This is a genomic window from Rhodanobacter sp. G1 (assembly GCF_055397855.1).
In genome coordinates this window covers 3845002-3866646 of record NZ_AP039674.1, presented here as the reverse complement: position 1 = coordinate 3866646, position 21645 = coordinate 3845002, and the positions used below count along the sequence as shown (strand labels likewise).

General features: G+C 64.2%; 22 protein-coding genes. 5 read left to right on the top strand and 17 right to left on the bottom strand.

From position 1 onward, the window contains the following. Positions 1–46: 46 nt before the first annotated feature. The 9 genes from tal to ACZ5Z2_RS17150 all read right to left on the bottom strand — a co-directional run bounded on the left by tal (position 47) and on the right by ACZ5Z2_RS17150 (position 8472). Positions 47–1132, bottom strand: coding sequence for a transaldolase (tal, locus tag ACZ5Z2_RS17190; RefSeq protein WP_464759791.1), 1086 nt, complete (start codon positions 1130–1132; stop codon positions 47–49). 130 nt (positions 1133–1262) lie between these two features. Continuing rightward, the gene (locus ACZ5Z2_RS17185) at positions 1263–1970 is read right to left on the bottom strand and encodes an HAD family hydrolase (RefSeq protein WP_464759790.1); all 708 of its coding nucleotides are present in this window, start codon (positions 1968–1970) and stop codon (positions 1263–1265) included. Continuing rightward, positions 1967–3364, bottom strand: coding sequence for a glucose-6-phosphate dehydrogenase (gene zwf, locus ACZ5Z2_RS17180; RefSeq protein ID WP_464759789.1), 1398 nt, complete (start codon positions 3362–3364; stop codon positions 1967–1969). Before zwf ends, ACZ5Z2_RS17185 begins: the two co-directional genes overlap by 4 nt. 326 nt (positions 3365–3690) lie before the next feature. Continuing rightward, positions 3691–4167 carry a DUF6790 family protein gene (locus tag ACZ5Z2_RS17175; protein WP_464759788.1) on the bottom strand — a complete coding sequence of 159 codons (477 nt, stop codon included), beginning with the start codon at positions 4165–4167 and terminating at the stop codon, positions 3691–3693. Between the two features lie 113 nt (positions 4168–4280). Next, complete coding sequence (locus tag ACZ5Z2_RS17170; protein ID WP_464759787.1) at positions 4281–4850, bottom strand: CDP-alcohol phosphatidyltransferase family protein; 570 nt, start codon at positions 4848–4850, stop codon at positions 4281–4283. A gap of 48 nt (positions 4851–4898) precedes the next feature. Next, positions 4899–5300: a hypothetical protein gene (locus ACZ5Z2_RS17165; protein WP_464759786.1), complete on the bottom strand. Its 402-nt coding sequence runs from the start codon at positions 5298–5300 to the stop codon at positions 4899–4901. 65 nt (positions 5301–5365) lie between these two features. Then, a complete protein-coding gene (locus tag ACZ5Z2_RS17160; protein WP_464759785.1) occupies positions 5366–5611 on the bottom strand; it encodes a hypothetical protein in 246 nt (81 codons plus the stop codon). 1640 nt (positions 5612–7251) lie between these two features. Further along, a complete protein-coding gene (locus tag ACZ5Z2_RS17155) occupies positions 7252–7506 on the bottom strand; it encodes a hypothetical protein (RefSeq protein WP_464759784.1) in 255 nt (84 codons plus the stop codon). A gap of 540 nt (positions 7507–8046) precedes the next feature. Beyond that, positions 8047–8472, bottom strand: a complete 426-nt coding sequence (locus ACZ5Z2_RS17150; protein ID WP_464759783.1) for a hypothetical protein — start codon at positions 8470–8472, stop codon at positions 8047–8049. A 364-nt stretch (positions 8473–8836) separates the two neighbouring features. On the opposite strand from ACZ5Z2_RS17150, the gene ACZ5Z2_RS17145 reads away from it, so the two are divergent. Next, a complete protein-coding gene (locus ACZ5Z2_RS17145) occupies positions 8837–9034 on the top strand; it encodes a hypothetical protein (protein WP_464759782.1) in 198 nt (65 codons plus the stop codon). A 256-nt stretch (positions 9035–9290) separates the two neighbouring features. Here the strand turns inward: ACZ5Z2_RS17145 and ACZ5Z2_RS17140 are convergent, their stop codons facing one another. The 4 genes from ACZ5Z2_RS17140 to ACZ5Z2_RS17125 form a co-directional block, all read right to left on the bottom strand. Then, entirely contained in the window at positions 9291–9578 is a 288-nt protein-coding gene (locus tag ACZ5Z2_RS17140) for a hypothetical protein (protein WP_464759781.1), read from the bottom strand. A gap of 19 nt (positions 9579–9597) precedes the next feature. Then, a complete protein-coding gene (locus ACZ5Z2_RS17135) occupies positions 9598–9729 on the bottom strand; it encodes a hypothetical protein (RefSeq protein ID WP_464759780.1) in 132 nt (43 codons plus the stop codon). Positions 9730–10600: 871 nt separating this feature from the next. Further along, on the bottom strand, positions 10601–10852 hold the full coding sequence (locus tag ACZ5Z2_RS17130; protein ID WP_464759779.1) for a hypothetical protein: 252 nt from the start codon (positions 10850–10852) through the stop codon (positions 10601–10603). A gap of 176 nt (positions 10853–11028) precedes the next feature. Further along, positions 11029–11319, bottom strand: a complete 291-nt coding sequence (locus ACZ5Z2_RS17125; RefSeq protein ID WP_464759778.1) for a hypothetical protein — start codon at positions 11317–11319, stop codon at positions 11029–11031. Positions 11320–12741: 1422 nt separating this feature from the next. Between ACZ5Z2_RS17125 and ACZ5Z2_RS17120 the strand changes: the two genes are divergently transcribed. Next, positions 12742–13674 carry an integron integrase gene (locus ACZ5Z2_RS17120; RefSeq protein ID WP_464761733.1) on the top strand — a complete coding sequence of 311 codons (933 nt, stop codon included), beginning with the start codon at positions 12742–12744 and terminating at the stop codon, positions 13672–13674. A gap of 64 nt (positions 13675–13738) precedes the next feature. Beyond that, positions 13739–14188, top strand: a complete 450-nt coding sequence (locus ACZ5Z2_RS17115) for an N-acetyltransferase family protein (RefSeq protein WP_464759777.1) — start codon at positions 13739–13741, stop codon at positions 14186–14188. A 198-nt stretch (positions 14189–14386) separates the two neighbouring features. On the opposite strand, the gene ACZ5Z2_RS17110 is transcribed toward ACZ5Z2_RS17115, so the two are convergent. Beyond that, positions 14387–15523: a hypothetical protein gene (locus ACZ5Z2_RS17110; protein WP_464759776.1), complete on the bottom strand. Its 1137-nt coding sequence runs from the start codon at positions 15521–15523 to the stop codon at positions 14387–14389. 142 nt (positions 15524–15665) lie between these two features. On the opposite strand from ACZ5Z2_RS17110, the gene ACZ5Z2_RS17105 reads away from it, so the two are divergent. Beyond that, complete coding sequence (locus ACZ5Z2_RS17105; protein ID WP_464759775.1) at positions 15666–16949, top strand: acetyl-CoA C-acetyltransferase; 1284 nt, start codon at positions 15666–15668, stop codon at positions 16947–16949. 40 nt (positions 16950–16989) lie between these two features. After that, positions 16990–17526 carry an energy transducer TonB gene (locus ACZ5Z2_RS17100; RefSeq protein ID WP_464759774.1) on the top strand — a complete coding sequence of 179 codons (537 nt, stop codon included), beginning with the start codon at positions 16990–16992 and terminating at the stop codon, positions 17524–17526. Positions 17527–17553: 27 nt separating this feature from the next. Here ACZ5Z2_RS17100 and ACZ5Z2_RS17095 read toward each other — a convergent pair whose 3' ends face one another. The 3 genes from ACZ5Z2_RS17095 to ACZ5Z2_RS17085 form a co-directional block, all read right to left on the bottom strand. Then, a complete protein-coding gene (locus ACZ5Z2_RS17095) occupies positions 17554–19059 on the bottom strand; it encodes a GGDEF domain-containing protein (RefSeq protein ID WP_464759773.1) in 1506 nt (501 codons plus the stop codon). 127 nt (positions 19060–19186) lie between these two features. Beyond that, positions 19187–20236 (bottom strand): LacI family DNA-binding transcriptional regulator, encoded by a 1050-nt coding sequence (locus ACZ5Z2_RS17090; protein WP_464759772.1) that lies wholly within the window; start codon positions 20234–20236, stop codon positions 19187–19189. 108 nt (positions 20237–20344) lie between these two features. After that, positions 20345–21628: a sugar MFS transporter gene (locus ACZ5Z2_RS17085; RefSeq protein ID WP_464759771.1), complete on the bottom strand. Its 1284-nt coding sequence runs from the start codon at positions 21626–21628 to the stop codon at positions 20345–20347. Positions 21629–21645: the final 17 nt, after the last annotated feature.

Below are 21645 nucleotides of genomic sequence, written 5' to 3'. Positions count from 1 at the left end.
CGAACCCTCAAACCAACCCCTCTCCCGCGGGGAGAGGGGCCTTCTTTCAGCGCTTGCCCGACAACGCGGCCTGCTTGTCGGCGATGCGCTGCAGCAGCTGCTTCCATGACTTCACGAAAGCCTCGGCGCCATCCTGCTGCAGCTTGGCCGCCAGCGCGTCGAGATCCACGCCGGCGGCACCCACCGAGGCCAGCACCGCGTCGGCGTCGCCGCCGTCCATCGGCATCGCCGGGCCGGGCTTGCCGTGGTCGGCCACCGCGAGCAGGGTCTTCTCGGGGATGGTGTCCACCGTGTCGGGCGCGCCCAGCGCATCCACGTACAGCGTGTCGGAGGCGTTGGGATCCTTGCTGCCGGTGCTGGCCCACAGCACGCGTTGCGGACGCGCACCCGCGGCGGCGAGCTTCTGCCAGCGCGGCGAGGCCAGCAGTTCGCGATAGGCGCGGTAGGTCTGCTTGGCGACCGCGATGCCGAGCCGGTTGTGCTGGCCGGTGGGCAGTTGCGGATTGACGGCCACGTCCCAGCGGCTGAGGAATACGGAGGCCACCGAGGCCACCTGCGGATCCTTGCCCGCGGCGATGCGGCGTTCGATGCCGCGCAGATAGGCCTCCGCCGCGGCGAGGTACTGCGCGCAGGAGAACAGCAGGGTCACGTTGATCGGAATGCCGCGGAAGATGGCTTCCTCGATGGCTGGGATGCCCTCGGGCGTACCGGGGATCTTCACGAACAGGTTCGGCCGTTCGGCCTGCGCATGGATGGCTTCGGCGGCGGCGATGGTGCCGGCGGTATCGGCGGCGAGCAGCGGCGACACTTCCATCGACACCCAGCCGTCCACCTGGTGGGTGGCGTCGAATACCGGCTTGAACAGGTCGGCGGCGCGGCGCAGGTCTTCCAGCGCCAGCTCCATGAACAGCGGCTCGCCCGACAGCCCGGCCAGCGACTTGGCGTGGATGCCGGCGTCGTAGGCCTCGCCGTCGCCGATGGCGGCGTCGAAGATGCTGGGATTGGAGGTGAGGCCGGTGACCGAGAGCTCCGCGATGTAGTGCGCCAGCGTGCCGTTGTCGAGCAGGGTGCGGGTGATGTTGTCCAGCCACAGGCTCTGGCCGAGGTCGTGCAGTTGCTGGGTCGCTTTCATGGTGGCTCCGGGGATGGGGAGGTGGGGTTTGTCGAATGCTCCGTTCGTACTGAGCGTAGCTTGCGGCAGCAAGCGAAGTCGAAGTACTGGCGACAAGCTGCCCTTCGACTCCGGCCCTGTGGGCCTACGCTCAGGGCGAACGGTGGGGATGGGTCGAAGCGTTGTCGGTCATTTGGAAGCCCCCAAGCTTACGCCCGCGCAGTTCCGCGATGCACGCGATCTCCACGTCGGGCGCCGGTTCAATGCGCTGGCCCGCGGCGGCGGCGGCGTAGTGGCCCTGCCGCACCCACACCGTGGTGAGGCGGTTGCCGAGCTGGCGCTTCATGTCGGCGAGGATCTGCGGCTTGTCGTCCACCATCGCGTAGTGCGCGGCGGGATAGCGCTGCTGCATGGCGTCCAGCATCTGCTGCTTGTGCAGGTATATCAGCACGTCGCCGCCGAGCGCGTCCCACAGGCCGGCGCGCTGCACCTTGCGCGGCTGGAACACCACGTCGCCGTCGGAGAGGATCACCGGCCGGCCCAGCGTGCGCAGGTGGGCAAGCGCTTCGATCGCGCCGGGGAACAGCCGCTGCTCGAACGGGTAGTCGAGCACGAAGCCGGACATCTCCAGCAGCGCGGGGTGGTTCTCCAGCCCGTGGCGGAAGCGCTGCAGGCTGGCGAGGTAGTCGGCGTAGCCCAGCTCGTCGCGCAGCTCGTCGTAGATCGCCCAGTAGCGCTCGCGCTCGGCGGTGCCGAAGCGGCGCTCCAGCTCGTCGCCGAGGTCGGCGGCGAAGCGGTCGTTGTCCAGCAGGGTGTCGTCGACGTCGAGCAGGATCACCAGTGGCTCGGCGGCCGTCACGGCGCGGCCTCCGGTTGCGGGTCGTGCCAGCCTTCGTCGCCGGCCAGCGCCGCCGCCTCGGTCGGGCCCCAGCTGCCGGGTTCGTACAGGCGCACCGCGTCCTGGTGCTCCAGCACGTTGTCCACCACGCGCCATGCCGCTTCCACGCATTCGTCGCTGGTGAACAGCGCGTTGTCGCCGCGCAGCGCGTCGCTGAGCAGGCGTTCGTAGGGCGCCATCTCCGTGCCGACCTGATGCCGCGCGATCAGCTCCACCGGTTCGCCCTGCATCGCCTCGCCCGGTCGCTTCACCCGCATGCCCTCGGCGATCACCACCTGCGGGCTGAGCCGGAAGCGGAAGTAGTTGGATTGCTCCGCGCCGATGGTGTCGAACACCGACATCGGCGGCTTCTTCATGTCCACCATCACCTGCGTGGTGGTGAGCGGCAGGTTCTTGCCGGTGCGGATCAGGAACGGCACGCCCGACCAGCGCCAGGTGTCGATGGCCAGGCGCAGCGCCACGAAGGTTTCCACGTTGGAATCCGGCGCCACGCCGGGCACTTCGCGATAGCCCTTGAACTGGCCGCGCACCACGTCCTGCGGCTGCAGAGGGCGCATCGCGCGGAACAGCCGCAGCTTCTCCGCGTTCAACGCGGCAGGGTCGTGGCCGATCGGCGCGTCCATCGCCAGCAGCGAGGTCACCTGCAACAGGTGGTTCTGCAGCACGTCGCGGATCGCGCCCACGCCCTCGTAGAAGCCGCCGCGCCCGTCCACGCCGAACTGCTCGGCCATGGTGATCTGCACGCGATCCACGTAGCGGTTGTTCCACACCGGTTCCAGCACGCTGTTGGCGAAGCGGAAATACAGCAGGTTCTGCACCGCCTCCTTGCCCAGGTAATGGTCGATGCGGAAGATCGCGTGCTCCGGGAACACCTCGTGCAGCGTGGCGTTGAGGGCCTGCGCGGTAGGCAGGTCGCGCCCGAACGGCTTCTCCACCACCACGCGCGCATTCTCCGCGCAGCCCGCGGCCTTGAGGCCGCTCACCACCGTGCCGAACAGCACGGGCGGGATCGCGAGGTAATGCAGCGGCGCCCGCGCGGCGCCCAGCGCCCGCTTCAGCTGGGCGAAGGTGGCGGGATCCTTGTAGTCGCCGTCGATGTACTTCAGCAGCGCGGACAGCTTCGCGAACGCGGCTTCATCGACGACACCACCGCCTTTCTGCGCTGCCGCCGCAACGCTGTCGCGCGCGCGCTGGCGCAATTGCTCCAGCGACCAGCCGGCGTGCGCCACGCCGATGACCGGCACGTCCAGCCCGTCGCGCGCCACCATCGCCAGCAAGGCGGGAAAGATCTGCTTGTAGGCCAGGTCGCCGGTGGCGCCGAAAAACACCAGCGCGTCGGAAGCGGGATTCGCCATGGGCCGGTCTGCTCCGTGTCGGTTGGGCGCGTCGTGGATGGCGCGCGGAACGCAAAGGTTCGCACGATGCGGGAGCGCGGGCCAGTTGAGGCGGGCGCGGCGAATCCAGTCCGCAAGAAGGTGCGGCCCCACCTGCCGTGCCGGCGCGCCTAATCGGCGTGTTCACCACTTTCGCAGGACTTCCTTGATGGATTCGCCCTTGAGCGCCTGCATGGCGGCATCGAAGGTGCCTGCGCGTGCAGGGAATGGAAGCCGCCAGGCAGTCGTCCAACGCTTGAGTCAAGCGGCGGCGTAGTCGTTCGCCTTGAACGAACTGTTAGGCCGCATTATGGATGAACCGAAGCGCTGGACTGCAACGCACTGGCACTGAACGAAAGTAACACGACGGCAGCAAAGATGTCGGACACCATCGCAATGTTCTCGAGTTTGCCACGGTGAAAGTGCAGGACGTGGTTTGCACCTGCCAAGCCGTAGAAGATACCGCCGGCCAATGCAATTGGTACGATCCAACTTGAGAAATAAATACTCAGGAGTCCGACTAATCCGAGCGCTACGTTGGCAAAGCCAAGTTCGCGAACGATTAGGAGGGGTTCGTCACTCTTGAGGCCAAGAATGACTTGAGCGGTATAGCGAGGCTGGACGACTTGACGCGAACCCGCCAGCAATAAGCGTACTCCAATTGCCCAGAAAACATACCACTTACCGACGAGAGGCATGATGGGCTGATGTGCGGTCAAGGCTTCCGTAAGCACGGAAGTACACGGCAGAAAAAACATGAACAAGCCGACAACCGCGTAATACATGACCGACGTAGCTCCTTGTAACCTTAAGCCGTGCATTGGAGCATCACGGTTTTAGGATGGCGTAGCGAAAGCCCAAAACCGTGCCGCGAAGCGGTGTCGGTTTGAACGAATAGTTAGGTTTGTTTGCGGCGCCACTGAACTGCATGAAAGATCGTCGGCACATCGCTTTTCCATTTCCGGAGGATGAGCGAAATAGCTATGCCTTCCAGATCGCAAACGATGCCCAGATAGATCATGAGGTCGACTAAAGGGGTGTCGCGGCGGAAGACCAATAGGGAGAAGAATCCCACAAAGAGGCTAAGTGCCCATAGCTTAGAAGACCACATGTGGTAGCTGGCTTCGCGCTGGAACTTAGAAAAATCAAACACATAGCGGAATGCCTCAAGAGAAACCAAAATCAGGATAGGCACCCACCTAGCCCGAATCATCTCCGGGTGAAGGTGCCAGGCAGCAAAAGCTACTGAAATAAAGAACAGTGTATCCACCGCGCTGTCGAGTCGTCTAAGTGTGGGCGTAGCAATGCCTAGGCGACGAGCGATTACGCCATCGAAGTAGTCTGACAACAGCGCAGCAATCAAGCAGAAACCGAATCCGATAGGAGATGAGTAAAACAGCGCCAGAGCGAATACCACTGGAGCAAGTCCAGCTCGAAGTGCAATTAGGAGTGTTGGTATGCTGTTCAATCGATTACTATACTTCAGGGCATCTCATAAACAAACCTGACGCTAGAATTAAGTGGCGCGCGGCTTTTTGCGCATCCGTTTGGACGATAAGTTAGTCCTGAGCAAGATACAAAGAGCAGAGGCCAATACAGATCCCAACGACCAAGAGAGCAACGTTTTGTGCGCAAAAATCAAAACCCCAGAAGCAGCCAGCACGGTGACCAATGTAACCAAGAAGCCGAGCAACGACAGAAGTGGCTTGGAGGGCGAGAAACGGAGTACAAGCAGATGAACGACTAGAGCTACAGCGAATGCCCCCAGTCCGAAAACTACAAGGGACTGCCAAACCATCATGGGAAATTCGCGAGGTTTTGTGAAGGCGCTTGTATAAGCGAGCGCATAGACGGACGCCTGGTATGTGCATAGGCCGGATACAACCCCGGCAATGAGCCCGATGATGACTTGCCTCATGATCTCTCCTTGAGCTCTAACGCTGGAGTTAAGCGGCGGCGAAGCCGTCCGCCTTGAACGAATTGTTAGGTGTGCGGGCCACGACTTTTACGGCCGCCACCGATGATTGCGAACACGAGACCGATGCTGCCTGCTGCGAGAGGCCAGATGATGCCGATGCCAGCTTTGACGTGGAGCTGCCACAAGGCAATGGCACTGACGAAGACGAGTAAACCAACAGCTTCAACTACGCCCAACGACCTGTTGCCAGCCTGATAGAACCTGCCGTCATCGCGGTTGACCCACTGTCTGAGTTTGGCAAGGCGACTCATTCTTGGACACACCTAACGCCTGAGTTAAGCGGCGGCCCGCCAGGGCCGTCCGCTTGGACGAAGAGTTAGACGGTTGCTACGCGGTGCGCACAGGCGACGACGCTTGGCCGGGCTGAGCGCAGAGCTTGAGCAACTGACAACCCCCAACTGCCAGCTCTGAAGGCGGAAGACTTGCCGAGCGCCACGAACAAGGTTGCCGAGGCGAAGGACTGCAAGTTGCCGTAAAGCTGGGTGAAACACACGAACCGATGAAGCAACAACAAGCTACCGACTAACGCTTGAATTAAGCGGCGGCGGAGCCGTCCGCTTGAATGAGAAGTTAGGGGCTTGCGCCGCGCCATGTTCGAGCGACATCGCTGGCACACCCGCGAGCTCCGCCGAACGCAACGCTAGCAGCTTTGGAAGCCTGGAGCTTGCCGCAGCACTGCAAAGCCTGTGGCCAAGTGCGAAGGACTGAAAACTGGCGGAGGCCTTACCGAAGCACACGCTGCGAGAGAATTACCAAGCAAGGGCCTAACGCTTGAGTTAAGCGGCGGCGAAGCCGTCCGCCTTGAACGAGATGTTAGGCGCCACGATACCAGCCCATGTACGAAAGAAGAGACACATAGAGCAGCAAAGCTCCCCAGAATGTAGTGGTGGCTACAAGGCCCACCCAGAATCGAGCCGGCGAATAAGTTCGTAGACTTCGTGAAGCCGCGTTAGTGCCTGTGACCTCGCCAGAGCCAATCACGGCGAGCGGATAAGTAAGGACGAAACACAGCCATAGCATCCAGTTTACGACTAGAAGACCATTCCGAGTGTTGCTAGGGGGAACATGCGCACTGATGATAAAAAGGGAGAAACCAACTGCAATAAGAAGCAGGCAGACATTCGCTATTCGGAGCGGTGACTTTGTAGTCATTAGTGCCTAACGCCTGAATTAAGCCGCCTTGCGAAGCAAGGTCGGCTTGAATGAATTGTTAGGGGGCGTCCCACGCATAGACCTCACCCTCATCTCCGACTATACGTGCCCCGATTGCCGTGGAGAGTGAAATGACCGCCCGCCTTACTGGGTCTTGTGGATCTTGTATGAGTGCATCAGTAGCCGCGAATGACACGCGGCCCTGACTGTACCGAAACACAGGTTGCCAATTGCACTCCGCGTTAGCAGCTGGACGAATGCATACCTCCACACCGCTTGGCTGCATCTGAATTTCAATTCGCTCGCCTGTGCGGGGATTTACAGCCGTGGCCGGCCCTGCGCTCTTGCGAACGTCTGGAGTGGACTGTATAGCCACATCCCACTCCGCCTCGGAGATAGGTTGGCCGTTGTTTTTCTCAATGTGCAGGTCGTATGCCACACCAGCCCTCTAACGCTGGAGTTAAGCGGCGGCGAAGCCGTCCGCCTTGAACGAGATGTTAGGCGCCATGCCCAACACCCTCAATTGCGACACCTGGAAAGAGCGCTGTCGCTTCGGTTGGCGTGACACGCCTAGCGTCGTGGAGTGACTCTTGCCACAAGGCGCCACACACGCGGCAGCGCTGTAAAAGCGCCGGGCCGTCCGGGACAACCGCTATGCGCTCGAAGCGCTGGAACGGCGCGTGATAGCCCAATTGGCAGTCGGGGCAGCCGTCCGCCTTGAACGAGATGTTAGGCGCGCTCATGGTGAGAGCTCAACGAGCTGCCCCACATAAAATTTGTCGGAGTCTGCTGCAGATGCCAAGTGAAAAGCGAACACCGACAGCTCCGGTGAGCCGTCGGCTTTGAGTTTGCGGGGCTGGGTTATCGACCGCGTGACCGAGACTCCGCCAAATTGAGGGCACTCCCCCAGGCCAAACTGGCCAATATCAAGCTGGCGTGCCAACACATAGGCCTTGTTGGAGCGTGAAATAACAGCCTCGACTTGGAACTGCATTAGCTCTCCTTGCCGCCTAACGCCCGAAATCAGCGGCGCGCGCAGCGCGTCCGCTGGATTGAGCTGTTAGGCCCAAAGCTAGTCTGCGTGATACCACTGTATGCCTTGTGACGTACAAAGGCGGATGCCTGTACCCTTTGGTATGCGCGACAATGCAGAACACGTGCATGCGGCAAGTTGCGAAGAGCTATTGGTGCGAGAAGATGCGTCGGAAACATGAACCGCGCAGTAGCCCTCACATTGGTCGGGGCCAGAACAAGACTTCCCTGCATCCTTAGTAGGTAAAGTACACCCCGGACTGCGCCCGCGGCCAGCAACTGTGCCGCCCCAGATGCCGTTCTTAACACTGCATTTTTTGGCCGTGTTTATGCACTCTTCGCCTGCTTTCAGGTAGTAACCAGTCGTGCCGACCCAACATACCCTCTGCTTTTGGGGAAGTGGAGGGCTCGTGGCTTGATGCGCACTGACTTGAGCGCAGAGAAGTGTAAGGATAAAGAAAGCGAGAGTCTTCACGATTTCCCCATGGGCCTAACGCTGGAGTTAAGCGGCGCCGGAGGCGTCCGCCTTGAACGACTGGTTAGGGCGACTACCCAGAAAGAACGTGGCAGTTTTTGCGCTAAGGAGCGCCCATGCGTTGATAACAATTTCCAGAGTGTTGCGTATGACATTGGCCCAAAGCTTCGACGTGACTTCGGCAGGCAGCGATGATCCGGAGGAGACGAGAAGAGCCAAGTTTTGGAAACCAAGGATGCCAAAGAATAGCAATGCGGCTGCCAACATGAGCCAACGAGCGAATTGAACACGAAGCAACGCAAGTACAGAAGCGAGGATGAGGAGGCCGGCTGTCCCCAAAGCGAGCAGCAATGTTGAGAGTCCTGGCTTCAGGTTCTCCGGAATATTGGGATTTGAGCTGAGCAGAAGAAACGCAACGGTTGCCACGCTGATGGTAGCTACGAGAATATTCATGATTGCTGCTACCCAAAGTCTTTTAGGACGCGGAAACTTTGTGACAGTCATCATTGATGAGCCCTAACGCCTGAGTTAAGCGGCGGCCCGCCAGGGCCGTCCGCTTGGACGAGGAGTTAGACGGTTGCGACGCAGTGCGCACGGGCGACGACGCATGGCCGGACTGAGCGCAGAGCTTGAGCAGCCGATAACCCCCAAAGTGCCAGCCCCGAAGCGGAGAGCTTGCCGGGCGCTACCGGCAAAAGTTGCCGAAGCGAGACACTGCAAGCCGCCGCGAAGCTGGACGAAACACACGAACTGCTGAAGCAACAACAAGCTACCGACTAACGCCTGAGTTAAGCGGCGGCCCGTCAGGGCCGTCCGCTTGGACGAGTTGTTAGATGGAACCGGCATCGGCTGTGGTGCTGACCACCGTCTGGCTCTCAACTGGCCAGAAGATTTCAATGCCAGCCACAAAAATGCCGATGGCAAGCGGAACCCAAAACAGGAAGTGCAAGGACAAGAGGGCAAGGAGCGCGAACACGATGTGCAGTACGAAGGGGAGGCGGCCACGCCTACCTAGCTGCACCTTTAGGGTTCCGACAAGAAGTGAAACAGTAACCGCTAGAAGTAGCAGGAATGAGATAACGCTTATAAGGCCAGTGTCGGCCCATCGAACGAGCGTGGGCGCTTTAATGACCCATCCTATAGCAACCAGAAAAATTCCGGCGATGGATGCTGCCTTGCGTGTACGAAAAACCATGTTGTCCCCCATATCTAACGCTGGAGTTAAGCGGCGGCGTAGCCGTCCGCCTTGAACGAAATGTTAGGCGCGCCCACTACGCTGACTCGTGCATGAGAAGCCTGTGAATGGCCAGGCCCCTGCGAAGAAAGTAGAAAGCGATGAGGGTAAAGAAAAGGGACTCTATGAGAGAGAGCCCCGTGCCGATCCAAGTTCGAAGGATGAGCTGCTCAGCTTTTGAGGCCAAGGTTTCGACGGTGACGCCGTATAGCTTCCACAAATTAAAGGCATCGACCAATGCACTGAACAAGGACAGGAATGCCTGTCCGAGAGCGAGCAGGCCGATGATCCGTAATGCGAGCCAAGCTGCTGAGTCTTTGTTCATATGACGCCTAACGCTTGAATTAAGCGGCGGCGGAGCCGTCCGCCTTGAATGACTGGTTAGGGGCGAAGTAGACCTGCACGCTCTGCCACTTGTACATGTAGAACGTACCGACACCAACGACCAGCAGGCCCGGAAGAACATACGCTAGCATGCCGAAGAATGGACATGGTGCTACGAATGCGAGCGCCAGGAAACCCAAATACACGGCGCGAGCATATGGCTGTTTTGACGCTAGAGCCCAGGCGGTGAATGGGCCAACGATGCCTAGCAAGGAGGCAAGTACGCCGGCGCCGCTGCTCCACCACTCAGCGTAAGTGACGTGCCGACCTTGTATAGCGTATGAGTCGATTGGAATGACCGATATGACCAAGAATACGAAGCAACATGCCGCATGCGCAGTTAGAAACTTTAGAAGCTTTGGCATGCCGCTGAAGTTTGCCCACATGGCCTAGCCCCTAACGCCTGAGTTAAGCGGCGGCCCGCCAGGGCCGTCCGCTTGGACGAAGAGTTAGACGGTTGCTACGCGGTGCGCACAGGCGACGACGCTTGGCCGGGCTGAGCGCAGAGCTTGAGCAACTGACAACCCCCAACTGCCAGCTCTGAAGGCGGAAGACTTGCCGAGCGCCACGAACAAGGTTGCCGAGGCGAAGGACTGCAAGTTGCCGTAAAGCTGGGTGAAACACACGAACCGATGAAGCAACAACAAGCTACCGACTAACGCCTGAGTTAAGCGGCGGCCCGCCAGGGCCGTCCGCTTGGACGAGGAGTTAGACGATTGCGATGCAGCACGCTCGGGCGACGATGTTGGCGTACGACGAACGCGAAGCTTGAACAACCGACTACCCCAGAATTACCAGCTCTGAAAGCTCAGGCTTGCGACGACGCTGCGCGAAAAGCTGCTGCGGCGATGGACGACAAGCCAGCGCGAAGCTGAGCGAAACACACGATACGACAAACCACCACGAGCAACCGCCTAACGCCTGAGTTAAGCGGCGGCGAAGCCGTCCGCCTTGAACGAATAGTTAGGGGTTGCCGGCGCAGACAAGAAACGCGTACTCGCTTGGCGACACCTGATGAGTGAGCTGGCTGCCCGCGTGGTTGAGTATGGCAGCCGACTGCAGGAAGTTGAGATTGAAGTCATCGCCGGTGACTACGATGCCGGGCACGTAAGTGGCAACGCTGCTCTGCCAGTCGTCTTGATGCGCGCCGAGCCAAGCGGATAGAGCCTTGTATTGCTCTGAGTCTTGGCTGATAGCACATTGCTTGGTTTGCACGCCGTTTACCGTGACCGACAGGCTAAGCGGGCCACCCGGAAGAGTGAGGTGAATTGATCGAGCGCAACCGCTCAAGGCCATCGCAGAAGCCACAAGTAGACCGATTACTTTCATACAGCCCTAACGCTTGAGTTAAGCGGCGGCGAAGCCGTCCGCCTTGAACGAGATGTTAGGCCTTACCGAAGTGCTTGGACTAGCAAAGCCACGGCGAAGCCTACTGCAAGTGACACGAGAAAGATGACACAAGAGATACCCGCGCGGCGGCGTGCGGCCAAGCCTCTTTGAGTGAGCGAATCTGGTGCAAGTACGTAGTTGAGTGGATTGCCACCAGCCCAAGCGCGAACGCCAGGCTTGAGGCGGAACGGAATGCTGATGAGATTAAAGGCCGCGACCAAAGCGGATACGAACCCAACTACGCAGGCAAGGACGAATACCACCAAGATTGCTTTGCCGATGACGGGATTCATGGCCTAACGCCTGAGTTAAGCGGCGGCCCGCCAGGGCCGTCCGCTTGGACGAGGAGTTAGACGGTTGCGACGCGGTGCGCACAGGCGGCGACGCTTGGCCGGGCTGAGCGCAGAGCTTGAGCAACTGACAACCCCCAATTGCCAGCTCTGAAGGCGGAAGACTTGCCGAGCGCCACGAACAAGGTTGCCGAGGCGAAGGACTACAAGCTGCCGTAAAGCTGGGTGAAACACACGAACCGATGAAGCAACAACAAGCTACCGACTAACGCTTGAATTTAGCGGCGCGCGCAGCGCGTCCGCTGGAATGAACTGTTAGGCGCACCTTGTACAAATACGCTACAGGCTGCACTGTCTTGCACCGCCATGTACTTGCCGGCGGCATAGCCAATTTGCAGCAACGCTACGGCCACGAACACCAACGCCGAGACCAGCCCAGTTGTGAAGACCCGGCCGCGATTCAGTACGGGTATACGGCGAGATTGCTTGTAGAGTACAACCGTGCCCCAGATGGCAAATAACGCTGAGCCAACGAGTGCTAGCCAACTTGTGAGTGGCCAGATGGAAATGAAGACGGCAGCAAACATGAACTTTGTCGATGCGGATGCTGCTGCTGCCCGTGGGTCTCTTGTTGCCAACATGTGCGCTCCTTGCGTAATCCTAAAAGTGCGCCTAACGCCTGAGTTAAGCGGCGGCCCGCCAGGGCCGTCCGCTTGGACGAGGAGTTAGACGGTTGCGACGCAGTGCGCACGGGCGACGACGCATGGCCGGACTGAGCGCAGAGCTTGAGCAGCCGATAACTCCCAAAGTGCCAGCCCCGAAGCGGAGAGCTTGCCGGGCGCTACCGGCAAAAGTTGCCGAAGCGAGACACTGCAAGCCGCCGCGAAGCTGGACGAAACACACGAACTGCTGAAGCAACAACAAGCTACCGACTAACGCCTGAGTTAAGTGGCGGCCCGCCAGGGCCGTCCGCTTGGACGAATAGTTAGGGGCTTGCGCCACGCCGTGCATGAGCGACATTGCCGGCGCAGCCGCGAACCCCACCGAGCACAACGCTAGCAGCTTTGGATGCTTGGAGCTTGCCGTAACGCTGCAAAGCTCGTGGCCAAGTGCGAAGGGCTGAATGCTGACGAAGACCTGACCGAAGCACACGTTGCGAGAGAGCAACCAAGCAAGGGCCTAACTTAAATTCGATTGTTGAATGAAGCCTAATCCAGCAGCCTAACCCGGCAGTTCGAATGGCGACTACCAGACACTTCCTACACGAATCAAAGGGCTTCCCTGATCGCGCCGCCTATTCCCGCAGCCTAATCCTGCAGCCTTTCCCCGGAGGCAGCGATCATGCAGCGATCCTCTCACCCGGCGCCGGTGCCGACAAGCGCGGTCGATGGTGCGCGGGCGGCGCGGCCGCGTCTGCTCGACGAGATGCGTGGGCGCATGCGTCGCCTGGGCCTCTCGCTGCGCACGGAGGAAGCCTATGTCGGTTGGGCGAGGCGTTTCATCCTCGCCAACGGCAAGCGGCATCCGCGCGACATGGGTGCGTCCGAGGTGGAGGCGTTCCTGACCGGACTGGCGACGCGCGGACAGGTGGCTGCGTCGACGCAGAACCAGGCGCTGGCAGCGTTGCTGTTCCTGTACCGCGAGGTGCTGGAGGTGGAGCTGCCATGGCTGGACAACATCCGTCGCGCGAAGAAGCCGGAACGCCTGCCGACCGTGCTGACGCGCGAGGAAGTGGTGGCGATGCTGGGACAGATGAGCGGGGTGACCTGGCTGATGGCGGGTCTGTTGTACGGCGCCGGCTTGCGCTTGATGGAGTGCGTGCGCTTGCGCGTGCAGGATGTGGATTTCGCACGGCGCGAGATCGTGGTGCGGCAGGGCAAGGGCGGCAAGGATCGGCGCACGATGCTGCCGGCGATGGTGTCCGATGCGTTGCAGGGGCAGTTGGCCGAAGCACGGCGCCTGCATGGGCGCGACCTGGCGGCCGGCTTCGGCGCGGTGTGGCTGCCGCATGCACTGGAGCGCAAGTATCCGAACGCGGCGCGGGAATGGGGCTGGCAGTACGTGTTCCCGGCCAGCATGCGCAGCATCGATCCGCGCGACGGCGCAGAGCGTCGGCATCACCTGGACGAGACGGTGCTGCAGCGCGCGGTGAAGGCGGCGGTGCGGCGGGCGTGCATCGCCAAGCCGGCTACGTGCCATAGCCTGCGCCACTCCTTCGCCACCCACCTGCTGGAGTCGGGCAGCGATATCCGCACGGTGCAGGAACTGCTCGGCCACAAGGACGTGTCGACCACGCAGATCTACACGCACGTGCTCAACCGCGGCGGCCATGGCGTATTGAGTCCGTTGGATCGTTGAGTGTTGGCGGGATGACCCGAGGCGCGCGTTACGATACGGCGCTGCCCATGCCGGAAACGCCGAGATGACGCTGTCGATCCGCCCAGCCACCCTCGCCGACGTGCCTGCGCTGTGTGCCTGGAATGCGGCGATGGCGCGCGAAACGGAGGGCCTGGAACTCGATGCGGGAGTGCTGGAGCGCGGCGTGCGCGGAGTGTTCGGGCAACCGCAGCGCGGCTTCTACCTTGTCGCGGAGCGCGATGGCGAAGCGGTGGGTGGCCTGCTGGTCACCTTCGAGTGGAGCGACTGGCGCAATGGCGATTACTGGTGGATCCAGAGCGTGTACGTGATGCCGCCGGCGCGCCGCGACGGCGTGTTCCGTGCGTTGTACGCGGAGGTGGAACGTCGCGCCCGCGCCGCGAAGGCGGCGAGCCTGCGCCTGTACGTGGAAACGGAGAATGCCCGCGCGCAAGTCACCTACGAGCGGCTGGGCATGCGGCGTTGCCATTACGCGATGTACGAGCAGGTGCTTTGAGGGTGCGTCGCGGCGATTGACCTTGCGGCGGCAGTGATCCTCTTCGCCGGCTGCGGTCGCGCCTTGAGGCGCGAGGAAGAGGGAGCGGCACGGCGCGCAAGCTTCTTATGCCTGTGGTGCCTCGCTTCGCCCGAACCCTCATCCGGCCCTTCGGGCCACCTTCTCCCAGGGGGAGAAGGGATTGCGGCAAACCCTCGCTCAGTGCAGCGACGCCGCAGGCGCGGCGAGCCGGCCGTGTTCGTCCAGCACGATGCGGCCTGGCATCTGCAACTCGGCGGCGCAGCCGTAGTGGGCGGCCAGCGCGGCGAGCAGCGGGCCCAGTGCGTCGGGTTGCAACGGGTAGCCGTGGGCGAGCACGTGCGGGCGGCTGCCTTCGCCGCGTTGTGCAGCGGTGACGGCCACCACGCCGAGGCCGGGCGCCTCGTGGGCGTAGAGCTGCGGCGCGTCGTGGTTCGGATCGGCGTCGGCCACGGTTTCCAGCAGCCAGCCGGTTTCGCCCACGCCGTCGGGCGCGGACGACGACAGGCGCAGGGGCAGCGCGTGTGCGTCCAGCAGGGCGGCGTACTGGCGCAGCTCGAACACGATGCCGGCGAAGCTGTGCGCGCGCTCCGCCGCGTCGCCTTCCTGCGCGGCCAGCCATTCGGCGGGCGATTGCGCCAGCACGCGGCCGTGTTCGTAGCGCAGCGCCAAGCCGCGCGCGCTGAGCACGTCTTCCTCGCGGTACGGCGTGAGCAGGGCCGCTTCCAGCAGGCTCCACAGCGGCGCCAGGTTGACGTGTTCGTACTGCACGCAGGTGAGCGCCAGCAGATCGTTGCGGCTGAGGTAGCGCGCGTGTTCCAGCCGCACGCCCAGTGTGCGCATCAGCCAGTCGGCGGTGCGCTCGCCGGCTTCGCCGCGGCCGACCAGTTGCACTTCGACCTGTTCGGAGAGTTCCTCCGCCAGTGCTTCCGGCGCCAGCAGCGACAGCGGCAGCAGGCGCATCGTGCCGTCCGCGAATTGCGGCGCGGGCTCCAGCGGCTGCGCCGGCATGCGGCCCTCGTGGTTGCCGAAGGCCACCACCTGCGCCACGCCGGCGCGCGGCACGCGGCGGCCGAGCTCGTCCAGCGTGGCCCACACCGGGAAGCCGGGGCGCAGCAGCTCCACCGGATCGAACAGCGCGCCGGCCAGCACCAGCCGCGCCTGCGCCACCTGCGGCAGCAGCGCGTGCAGGTCGGCGGCGACCAGGCCGGCCAGTTCGTCCGCCTCGTCGCGGCTCAGGGTGGCGCGCGGCGCGGCGCCGGCCACGGGTTCCAGCGCGAGCACGATGGGCAGGGCGATCAGGGTGGAGGCTTCCACGGCAGGGAAATCCGCGAGGGAAAACGGCGATTCTAGCAAGCGCACGCGCGTTGCCCGTGCGCGGAACCGCGCACGGCGTGCTTCCGCGGCGCGGCGCGGCGGGTTAGCCTTGCGTGGAGTCTTTCAAGGTGGATTTTCCGCAATGGAACAGGTGCAACGGCGGGTGGGCGTGATCGGCGGCGTGCGGATCCCGTTCTGCCGCAACAACACGGCTTATGCCGACGTGGGCAACTTCGGCATGTCGGTGAAGGTGCTGGGGGCGCTGGTGGAGCGCTACGGCCTGCACGGCGTGGAGCTGGGCGAAGTGGCGATGGGCGCGGTGATCAAGCATCCCTCGGACTGGAACATCGCGCGCGAGGCGCTGCTTTCCTCCGGCCTTGCGCCCACCACGCCGGGCATCACCACCGCGCGCGCCTGCGGCACCTCGCTGGACAACGCGATCATCGTGGCGAACAAGATCGCGGTGGGCCAGATCGAGGCCGGCATCGCCGGCGGCTCGGACACCACCAGCGACGTGCCCATCGTGCTCGGCACGCGCCTGCGCAAGCGCCTGCTGGCGATCAACCGCGCCAAGGCGCCGCTGGACAAGCTGAAGGTGGCGCTGCACCGCTTCTCGCTGAAGGAGCTCAAGCCCTCCTTCCCCGGCGTGGCCGAGCCGCGCACCGGCAAGTCGATGGGCGACCACTGCGAGCAGATGGCCAAGCAATGGCACGTCACGCGCGAAGCGCAGGATCGGCTCGCGCTGGACAGCCACCGCAAGCTGGCCGCCACCTACGACGCCGGCTTCTTCGAGGATCTGATCGTGCCGTTCCGCGGCCTGGCGCGCGACGGTTTCCTGCGCCCCGACACCACGCTGGAAAAGCTCGCCGCGCTCAAGCCCGCGTTCGACAAGACCTCGGGCCAGGGCACGCTCACCGCGGGCAACTCCACCGGGCTTTCCGATGGCGCGGCTGCCGTATTGCTGGCCAGCGAGGCATGGGCCGCGCAGCGCGGGCTCAAGGTGCAGGCGTGGTTCCGCGACGCCGAGGTGGCCGCGGTGGATTTCGTGCACGGCGAGGGCCTGCTGATGGCGCCCACCGTGGCGGTGCCGCGCCTGCTCAAGCGCAACGGCCTCACCCTGCAGGATTTCGATTTCTACGAGATCCACGAAGCCTTCGCCGCGCAGGTGCTGTGCACGCTGCGCGCGTGGGAGAGCGCGGACTACTGCAGGGATCGGCTGGGACTGGACGCGCCGCTGGGCGCGATCGATCCCGCCAAGCTCAACGTGCACGGCTCCAGCCTCGCCACCGGCCATCCGTTCGCGGCCACCGGCGCGCGCATCATCGCCACGCTGGCCAAGATGCTGGAGCAGAAGGGCTCGGGCCGCGGCCTGATCTCGATCTGCACGGCGGGCGGCATGGGCGTCACCGCGATCCTCGAACGCTAGCTTCAGCCGCGATTCGCCCGCGCCGGGGCATAAAGGCCGCATGTTGCGTCTGCGCACCACCATCACCCTGAGCCTGCTCGCCCTGGCTGTCGGCATTGCCGGCACGCAGTGGCTGAGCGGGCTGAACACCGGCTGGGCCGGCCCCGCCGAGCGCGTGGCGGGTTTTGCGCCCGCGCATCGCCGTGCCACGCCGCGCCGGCATGCCGCGTTGCCACGCGAGGTGGCGTTGGCGCATCGCGTCCTGCTGCCGCCGGTGGCGGATGTGGTGCAGGCCGAACCGGCACCGCCGCCGCTTGAGTTGGTGCCGGTGTCCATGCCGCAGCTGCCGGTGTCGTGGTCGCAGATGGAAGGCCATTTGCAGGGCCGCGTGCTGCTGCATCTCGCCATCGACGGCAACGGCCGCGTCGCCGACGCGGCGTTATCCGAGTCCAGCGGCGATCCCGTGCTCGATGCGCATGCGCTGGCCACCGTGCGCCGCTGGCGTTTCGCCGTGCCCGACGGGCACCCGGACGGTTTCAGCGGCGACCTGCCGATGCGCTTCAGCAGCGCCGGGCAGCGGCTGGCGGAAGCGCCGTAACGCCGTTGCGCTTGCCGGCGACGGCAGTCAGGGTTCCGTCCTGCTCGCATCCCAGCGATGGCGGCCGTCGCCCTTGGCGCGATACAGGTTGCGATCCGCGCGCTCCATCAGGGCATCGGCCTGCAGGTCGGTGGCGTGGCGCTCCGACACGCCGATGCTCACGGTCACGCGGCCGTCGATGCCCTGGCTGTACGGCAGGTTGGCGGTGTGGATGCGCTCGATGATACGGCTGGCCACCACCGTCGCGCCCTGCAGCGGCGTGGCGGGCAGCAGGATGACGAACTCCTCGCCGCCGTAGCGCCCGCAGAAGTCCGCGGGCCGGTGCAGGGCGCCGGCGATCAGGCGCGCCACGGCGCGCAGGCAATGGTCGCCGGCCTGGTGGCCGTACAGGTCGTTGTAGTCCTTGAACCGGTCGATGTCGATCATCAGCAGGCTCATGCTTTCCGGCGTGCGCATCGCCGCCGCCCACTCGCGCGCGATGGCGCGGTCGAACGCGCGGCGATTGGGCAGGTCGGTGACGGCGTCGGTGTAGGACAGCCGCTCCAGCGCCGCGGCCATGTCCTGCAGCCGATCCTGCGCCTGCATGTAGCGGTACTGCACCTGCACGCTGCGCAGGATGTAGGCCACCATCGCCAGCCCCAGGGCCAGCAGCACCAGGTTGGTGTGGCGGTCGTCGATGCTCACGCCCACCGCGAAGATCGCCACCAGGAACAGGATGGGGCTCACGCCCAGCACCACGCGCTGCGGCAGGCTGCCGGTGCCGGCGGTGTCGTCCGCCGGCAGGTTGCGCCCGTGGTGCAGCATCAGCGCCAGCGCGACGAAGGGCAGCGGCGGCAGCACGTCGCCGAGCCGGCTCATGAAGCCCGCGCCCACGTCTTCCATGTCGAAATGGTTGTGGATGCCGATGCACACGCCGTAGGCGATCAGGAACACGCTGGTGATGCGGAAGAAGCGCCGGCTGGCGGCCGAGTCCGCGGTCAGCCAGCGGATCGTGTGCGACACCGCCATGAAGGCGTTCACCGCATCCAGTGCGTGCCGCACGTACCACAGGCCGAGCGGGCTGATGCTGCCGTGCGCATCCAGCTTGTCCACGATGCTGAGCCAGTACAGCAGGCCGAGCAGGGCCAGCAGCAGCGCGTCCAGCCCCCGCTGCCAGCGCGACGAGTGCGGGTCGCCGTAGGTCGCCGCCACGTACAGCAGCGGGATGCCGTAGCCGACGAACAGCAGGTAGGTGTAGTTCGTCATGTCCACCAGCGAGTGCAGCCAGTCGATCTGCACCAGCAGCGTCGCCACGCCCAGCGTCCACACCGCGAGGCTGGCGGCCAGCGCCAGGATCAGGGGGCGCGGATAGCTGGAGCGGAACACCAGCCGTATGCACCATGCGGTGGTGGCGAGTGCGATGAGGAATTGCAGGTGGTACGACCAGTGATCCACCTGCAGCGGCGCGATCCACAGGCCGATGGCCAGCAGCGCCGGCAGGATGGCCAGCGCGAGGGCGTATCGCAGTCCTGCTTGCCGGTTCGGGGTGGTCATCGCCTGGATCGGAAGTGCTGGCCCGTGGTGTGGGCGCAGCATGGGCAAAGCAGGCGGTCGCCGCAAGCCGGGCCGTGCGCCTTGCCGGCCGGCCGGCGTGGGGCGCACGGGGATCGCGGACAGGCTCTCAGCGCTTCGCCGGCGTGCCGCGCAGCGGTGCGGTGGAGCCGCGCACCACCAGTTCCGGGCTGAAGCCCTCGTTGCCCTCTTCCAGCGGCTCGCCGTTGGCCTCGCGCTGCAGGTTGCCGATCAGCCGCTGCGCGGCGTGGTGGGCGATTTCCTCGGTGGCCTGGCGCGCGGTGGTGAGCGCGGGCCAGGACTGTTTGGAGAACGGGCTGTCCTCGAAGCCGGCGATGGAAAGCTCCCACGGCACGCTGATGCCGCCGGAATGCGCGGCGGCCAGCACGCCGGCGGCGATCTCGTCGTTGGAGCCGAAGATCGCGGTGGGCCGATCCTTCAGCGCCAGCAGCTTGCGCGCGCCGCGGAAGCCGTCGTCGAAGGAGTAGTCGCCGGGCAGGATCAGCTTGCGGTCCAGCGCGATGCCGTAGTCCTTCAGCGCGTCCTCGTAGCCCTGGTAGCGCTCGGGACTGGAGCGGTGGTCGCGGCCGCCCCACAGGAAGCCGATGCGGGTGTGGCCGAGCTGGATCAGATGCTCGGTGATCGCGTAGGCGGCGTCGCGGTCGTCCACGTACACGCAGGGGTAGCCGTCCTGCGGATCCTTGCGCGCCGAGATGATGCGCATGAACGGGATCTTGGCCGCCGCCAGCTTGCGGATCAGCTCCGGCTGCTCCGACATCGGCGGCGCCAGCACCATGCCGGCCAGCCGCGCCTGCGCCGCCAGCGACACCAGCTCGTCGGCCAGCCGCGGCGAAGTGGAGTCGCAGGGGTGGATCTGCAGGCCGTAGCCGTTGGCGCGGCATGCCGCCAGCACGCCGCTCTGCATGCTGATGACGTAGTGCGCGTTCGGGTTGTCGTAGACCAGGCCCACCGCGTAGGCGCGCGTGCTGCGCAGGCTGCGCGCGGACGGGTCGGGGCGGTAATCCAGCGCCTCGATGGCGCGCTGCACCTTCTCGCGCGTGCGCGCGTGCACCGACGGCTCGTTGTTGATGACGCGCGAGACGGTCTTGAGCGATACGCCCGCCTGCTCGGCTACGTCCTTGATGGTGGCGCTGCGCAAACGCGTGGCCTCGGTGGGGGAAAGGGGCGCGCCGGCGCGGCCATGGGGCTACGCCGGCGCGCGGCACAGTCTAGCGGACGGCTGCGCGCTTGCCGCATGCCGCGCCGCTCAGCCGGCGTGCTGGCCCGCGCGATGGCCGCGCAGGCCGTAGTACAGGATGTACAGGTAGCACGGCACGATCACCACCACGAAGGCCAGCTGGAAGTCGATGACCTGCTTCAGGTGCACGAAGGCCTGCGGCAGCAGGGCGCCGCCCACGATGCCCATGATGAGCAGCGCCGAACCCAGCTCCGTGTGGCTGCCCAGCCCCTTGATCGCCAGCGGGAAGATCGCCGGCCACATCATCGCGTTGGCGAAACCCAGCGCGGCGACGAAGGCCACCGACGCGTAGCCGTGGGTGACGTACGCGCCCAGCGCGAACACCACGCCCAGCACCGCCGACGCCGCAAGGTAGCGCTGCTGCGAAACCACGCGCGGGATCAGCGCCGAGCCCACCAGGTAGCCCACCAGCATCGCCACCATGGTGTAGGTGGTGAAGTGCGAGGTCACCTGCAGCGGCAGGCCGAAGCCCTGGCCGTAGGTGTTGATCGCGTCGCCGGCCATCACCTCCACGCCCACGTAGAGGAACAGGCACAGCACGCCCAGCCACAGGTGCGGGAAGCTGAAGATGCCGCCCTTGGCATGGCCCACCGAGCTTTCGCTGTTGGCGCCGGCCGGCTTGATCTCCGGCAGCGTGGAAAACACGATCACCACCGCGATCACCACCAGCAGGCCCGCCACCGCCATGTAGGGCCAGAACACGCGCGCGGCGAAATCGTTGAGCAGGGCGTCGCGCTCCGGGCCGGTGGGCATCGCGGTGACCTTGCCGAGGAAGGCGTCGATGCCCTTCATCACCAGCACGCCGAACGCCAGCGGCGCGATCGCGCCGGCGATCTTGTTGCAGATGCCCATGATGCCGATGCGCTGCGCGGCGCTCTCGATCGGGCCGAGGATGCTGATGTAGGGGTTCGACGCCGTCTGCAGCAGCGACAGGCCCGCGCCGATCACGAACAGGCCGGACAGCGCGCCGGGATACACGCGGACGCGCACGAACGCGCCGAACAGCGCCGCGCCGACGGCCATCACGAACAGGCCCAGCACCATGCCGCGCTTCATGCCGGTGCGCTTGAGCACCGCGCCCGCGGGCAGCGCGAGCACGAAGTAGGAGAGGTAGAACGCGAACGGCACCAGGAAGGCGTTGATGTCGTCGAGGGTGAAAGCCACCTTGACGAAGGAGATCAGCGGCCCGTTGAGCCAGGTGAAGAAACCCATGATGAAGAACAGCACGCCGATGATGATCATCGGCCCGATGTAGGAACGTCCGGACGGCGCGGCCGCCTGCGTGCTTGTCATTGAAGTCTCTCCCCGAA

Coding starts and splice junctions, on each gene's coding strand:
- tal (WP_464759791.1), bottom strand. CDS start 1,132: ATGAAAGCGACCCAGCAACTGCACGACCTCGGCCAGAGCCTGTGGCTG.
- zwf (WP_464759789.1), bottom strand. CDS start 3,364: ATGGCGAATCCCGCTTCCGACGCGCTGGTGTTTTTCGGCGCCACCGGC.
- ACZ5Z2_RS17175 (WP_464759788.1), bottom strand. CDS start 4,167: ATGTATTACGCGGTTGTCGGCTTGTTCATGTTTTTTCTGCCGTGTACT.
- ACZ5Z2_RS17165 (WP_464759786.1), bottom strand. CDS start 5,300: ATGAGGCAAGTCATCATCGGGCTCATTGCCGGGGTTGTATCCGGCCTA.
- ACZ5Z2_RS17160 (WP_464759785.1), bottom strand. CDS start 5,611: ATGAGTCGCCTTGCCAAACTCAGACAGTGGGTCAACCGCGATGACGGC.
- ACZ5Z2_RS17155 (WP_464759784.1), bottom strand. CDS start 7,506: ATGCAGTTCCAAGTCGAGGCTGTTATTTCACGCTCCAACAAGGCCTAT.
- ACZ5Z2_RS17150 (WP_464759783.1), bottom strand. CDS start 8,472: ATGAATATTCTCGTAGCTACCATCAGCGTGGCAACCGTTGCGTTTCTT.
- ACZ5Z2_RS17140 (WP_464759781.1), bottom strand. CDS start 9,578: ATGAACAAAGACTCAGCAGCTTGGCTCGCATTACGGATCATCGGCCTG.
- ACZ5Z2_RS17135 (WP_464759780.1), bottom strand. CDS start 9,729: ATGCTAGCGTATGTTCTTCCGGGCCTGCTGGTCGTTGGTGTCGGTACG.
- ACZ5Z2_RS17125 (WP_464759778.1), bottom strand. CDS start 11,319: ATGAATCCCGTCATCGGCAAAGCAATCTTGGTGGTATTCGTCCTTGCC.
- ACZ5Z2_RS17120 (WP_464761733.1), top strand. CDS start 12,742: ATGCGTGGGCGCATGCGTCGCCTGGGCCTCTCGCTGCGCACGGAGGAA.
- ACZ5Z2_RS17115 (WP_464759777.1), top strand. CDS start 13,739: ATGACGCTGTCGATCCGCCCAGCCACCCTCGCCGACGTGCCTGCGCTG.
- ACZ5Z2_RS17105 (WP_464759775.1), top strand. CDS start 15,666: ATGGAACAGGTGCAACGGCGGGTGGGCGTGATCGGCGGCGTGCGGATC.
- ACZ5Z2_RS17100 (WP_464759774.1), top strand. CDS start 16,990: ATGTTGCGTCTGCGCACCACCATCACCCTGAGCCTGCTCGCCCTGGCT.
- ACZ5Z2_RS17095 (WP_464759773.1), bottom strand. CDS start 19,059: ATGACCACCCCGAACCGGCAAGCAGGACTGCGATACGCCCTCGCGCTG.
- ACZ5Z2_RS17085 (WP_464759771.1), bottom strand. CDS start 21,628: ATGACAAGCACGCAGGCGGCCGCGCCGTCCGGACGTTCCTACATCGGG.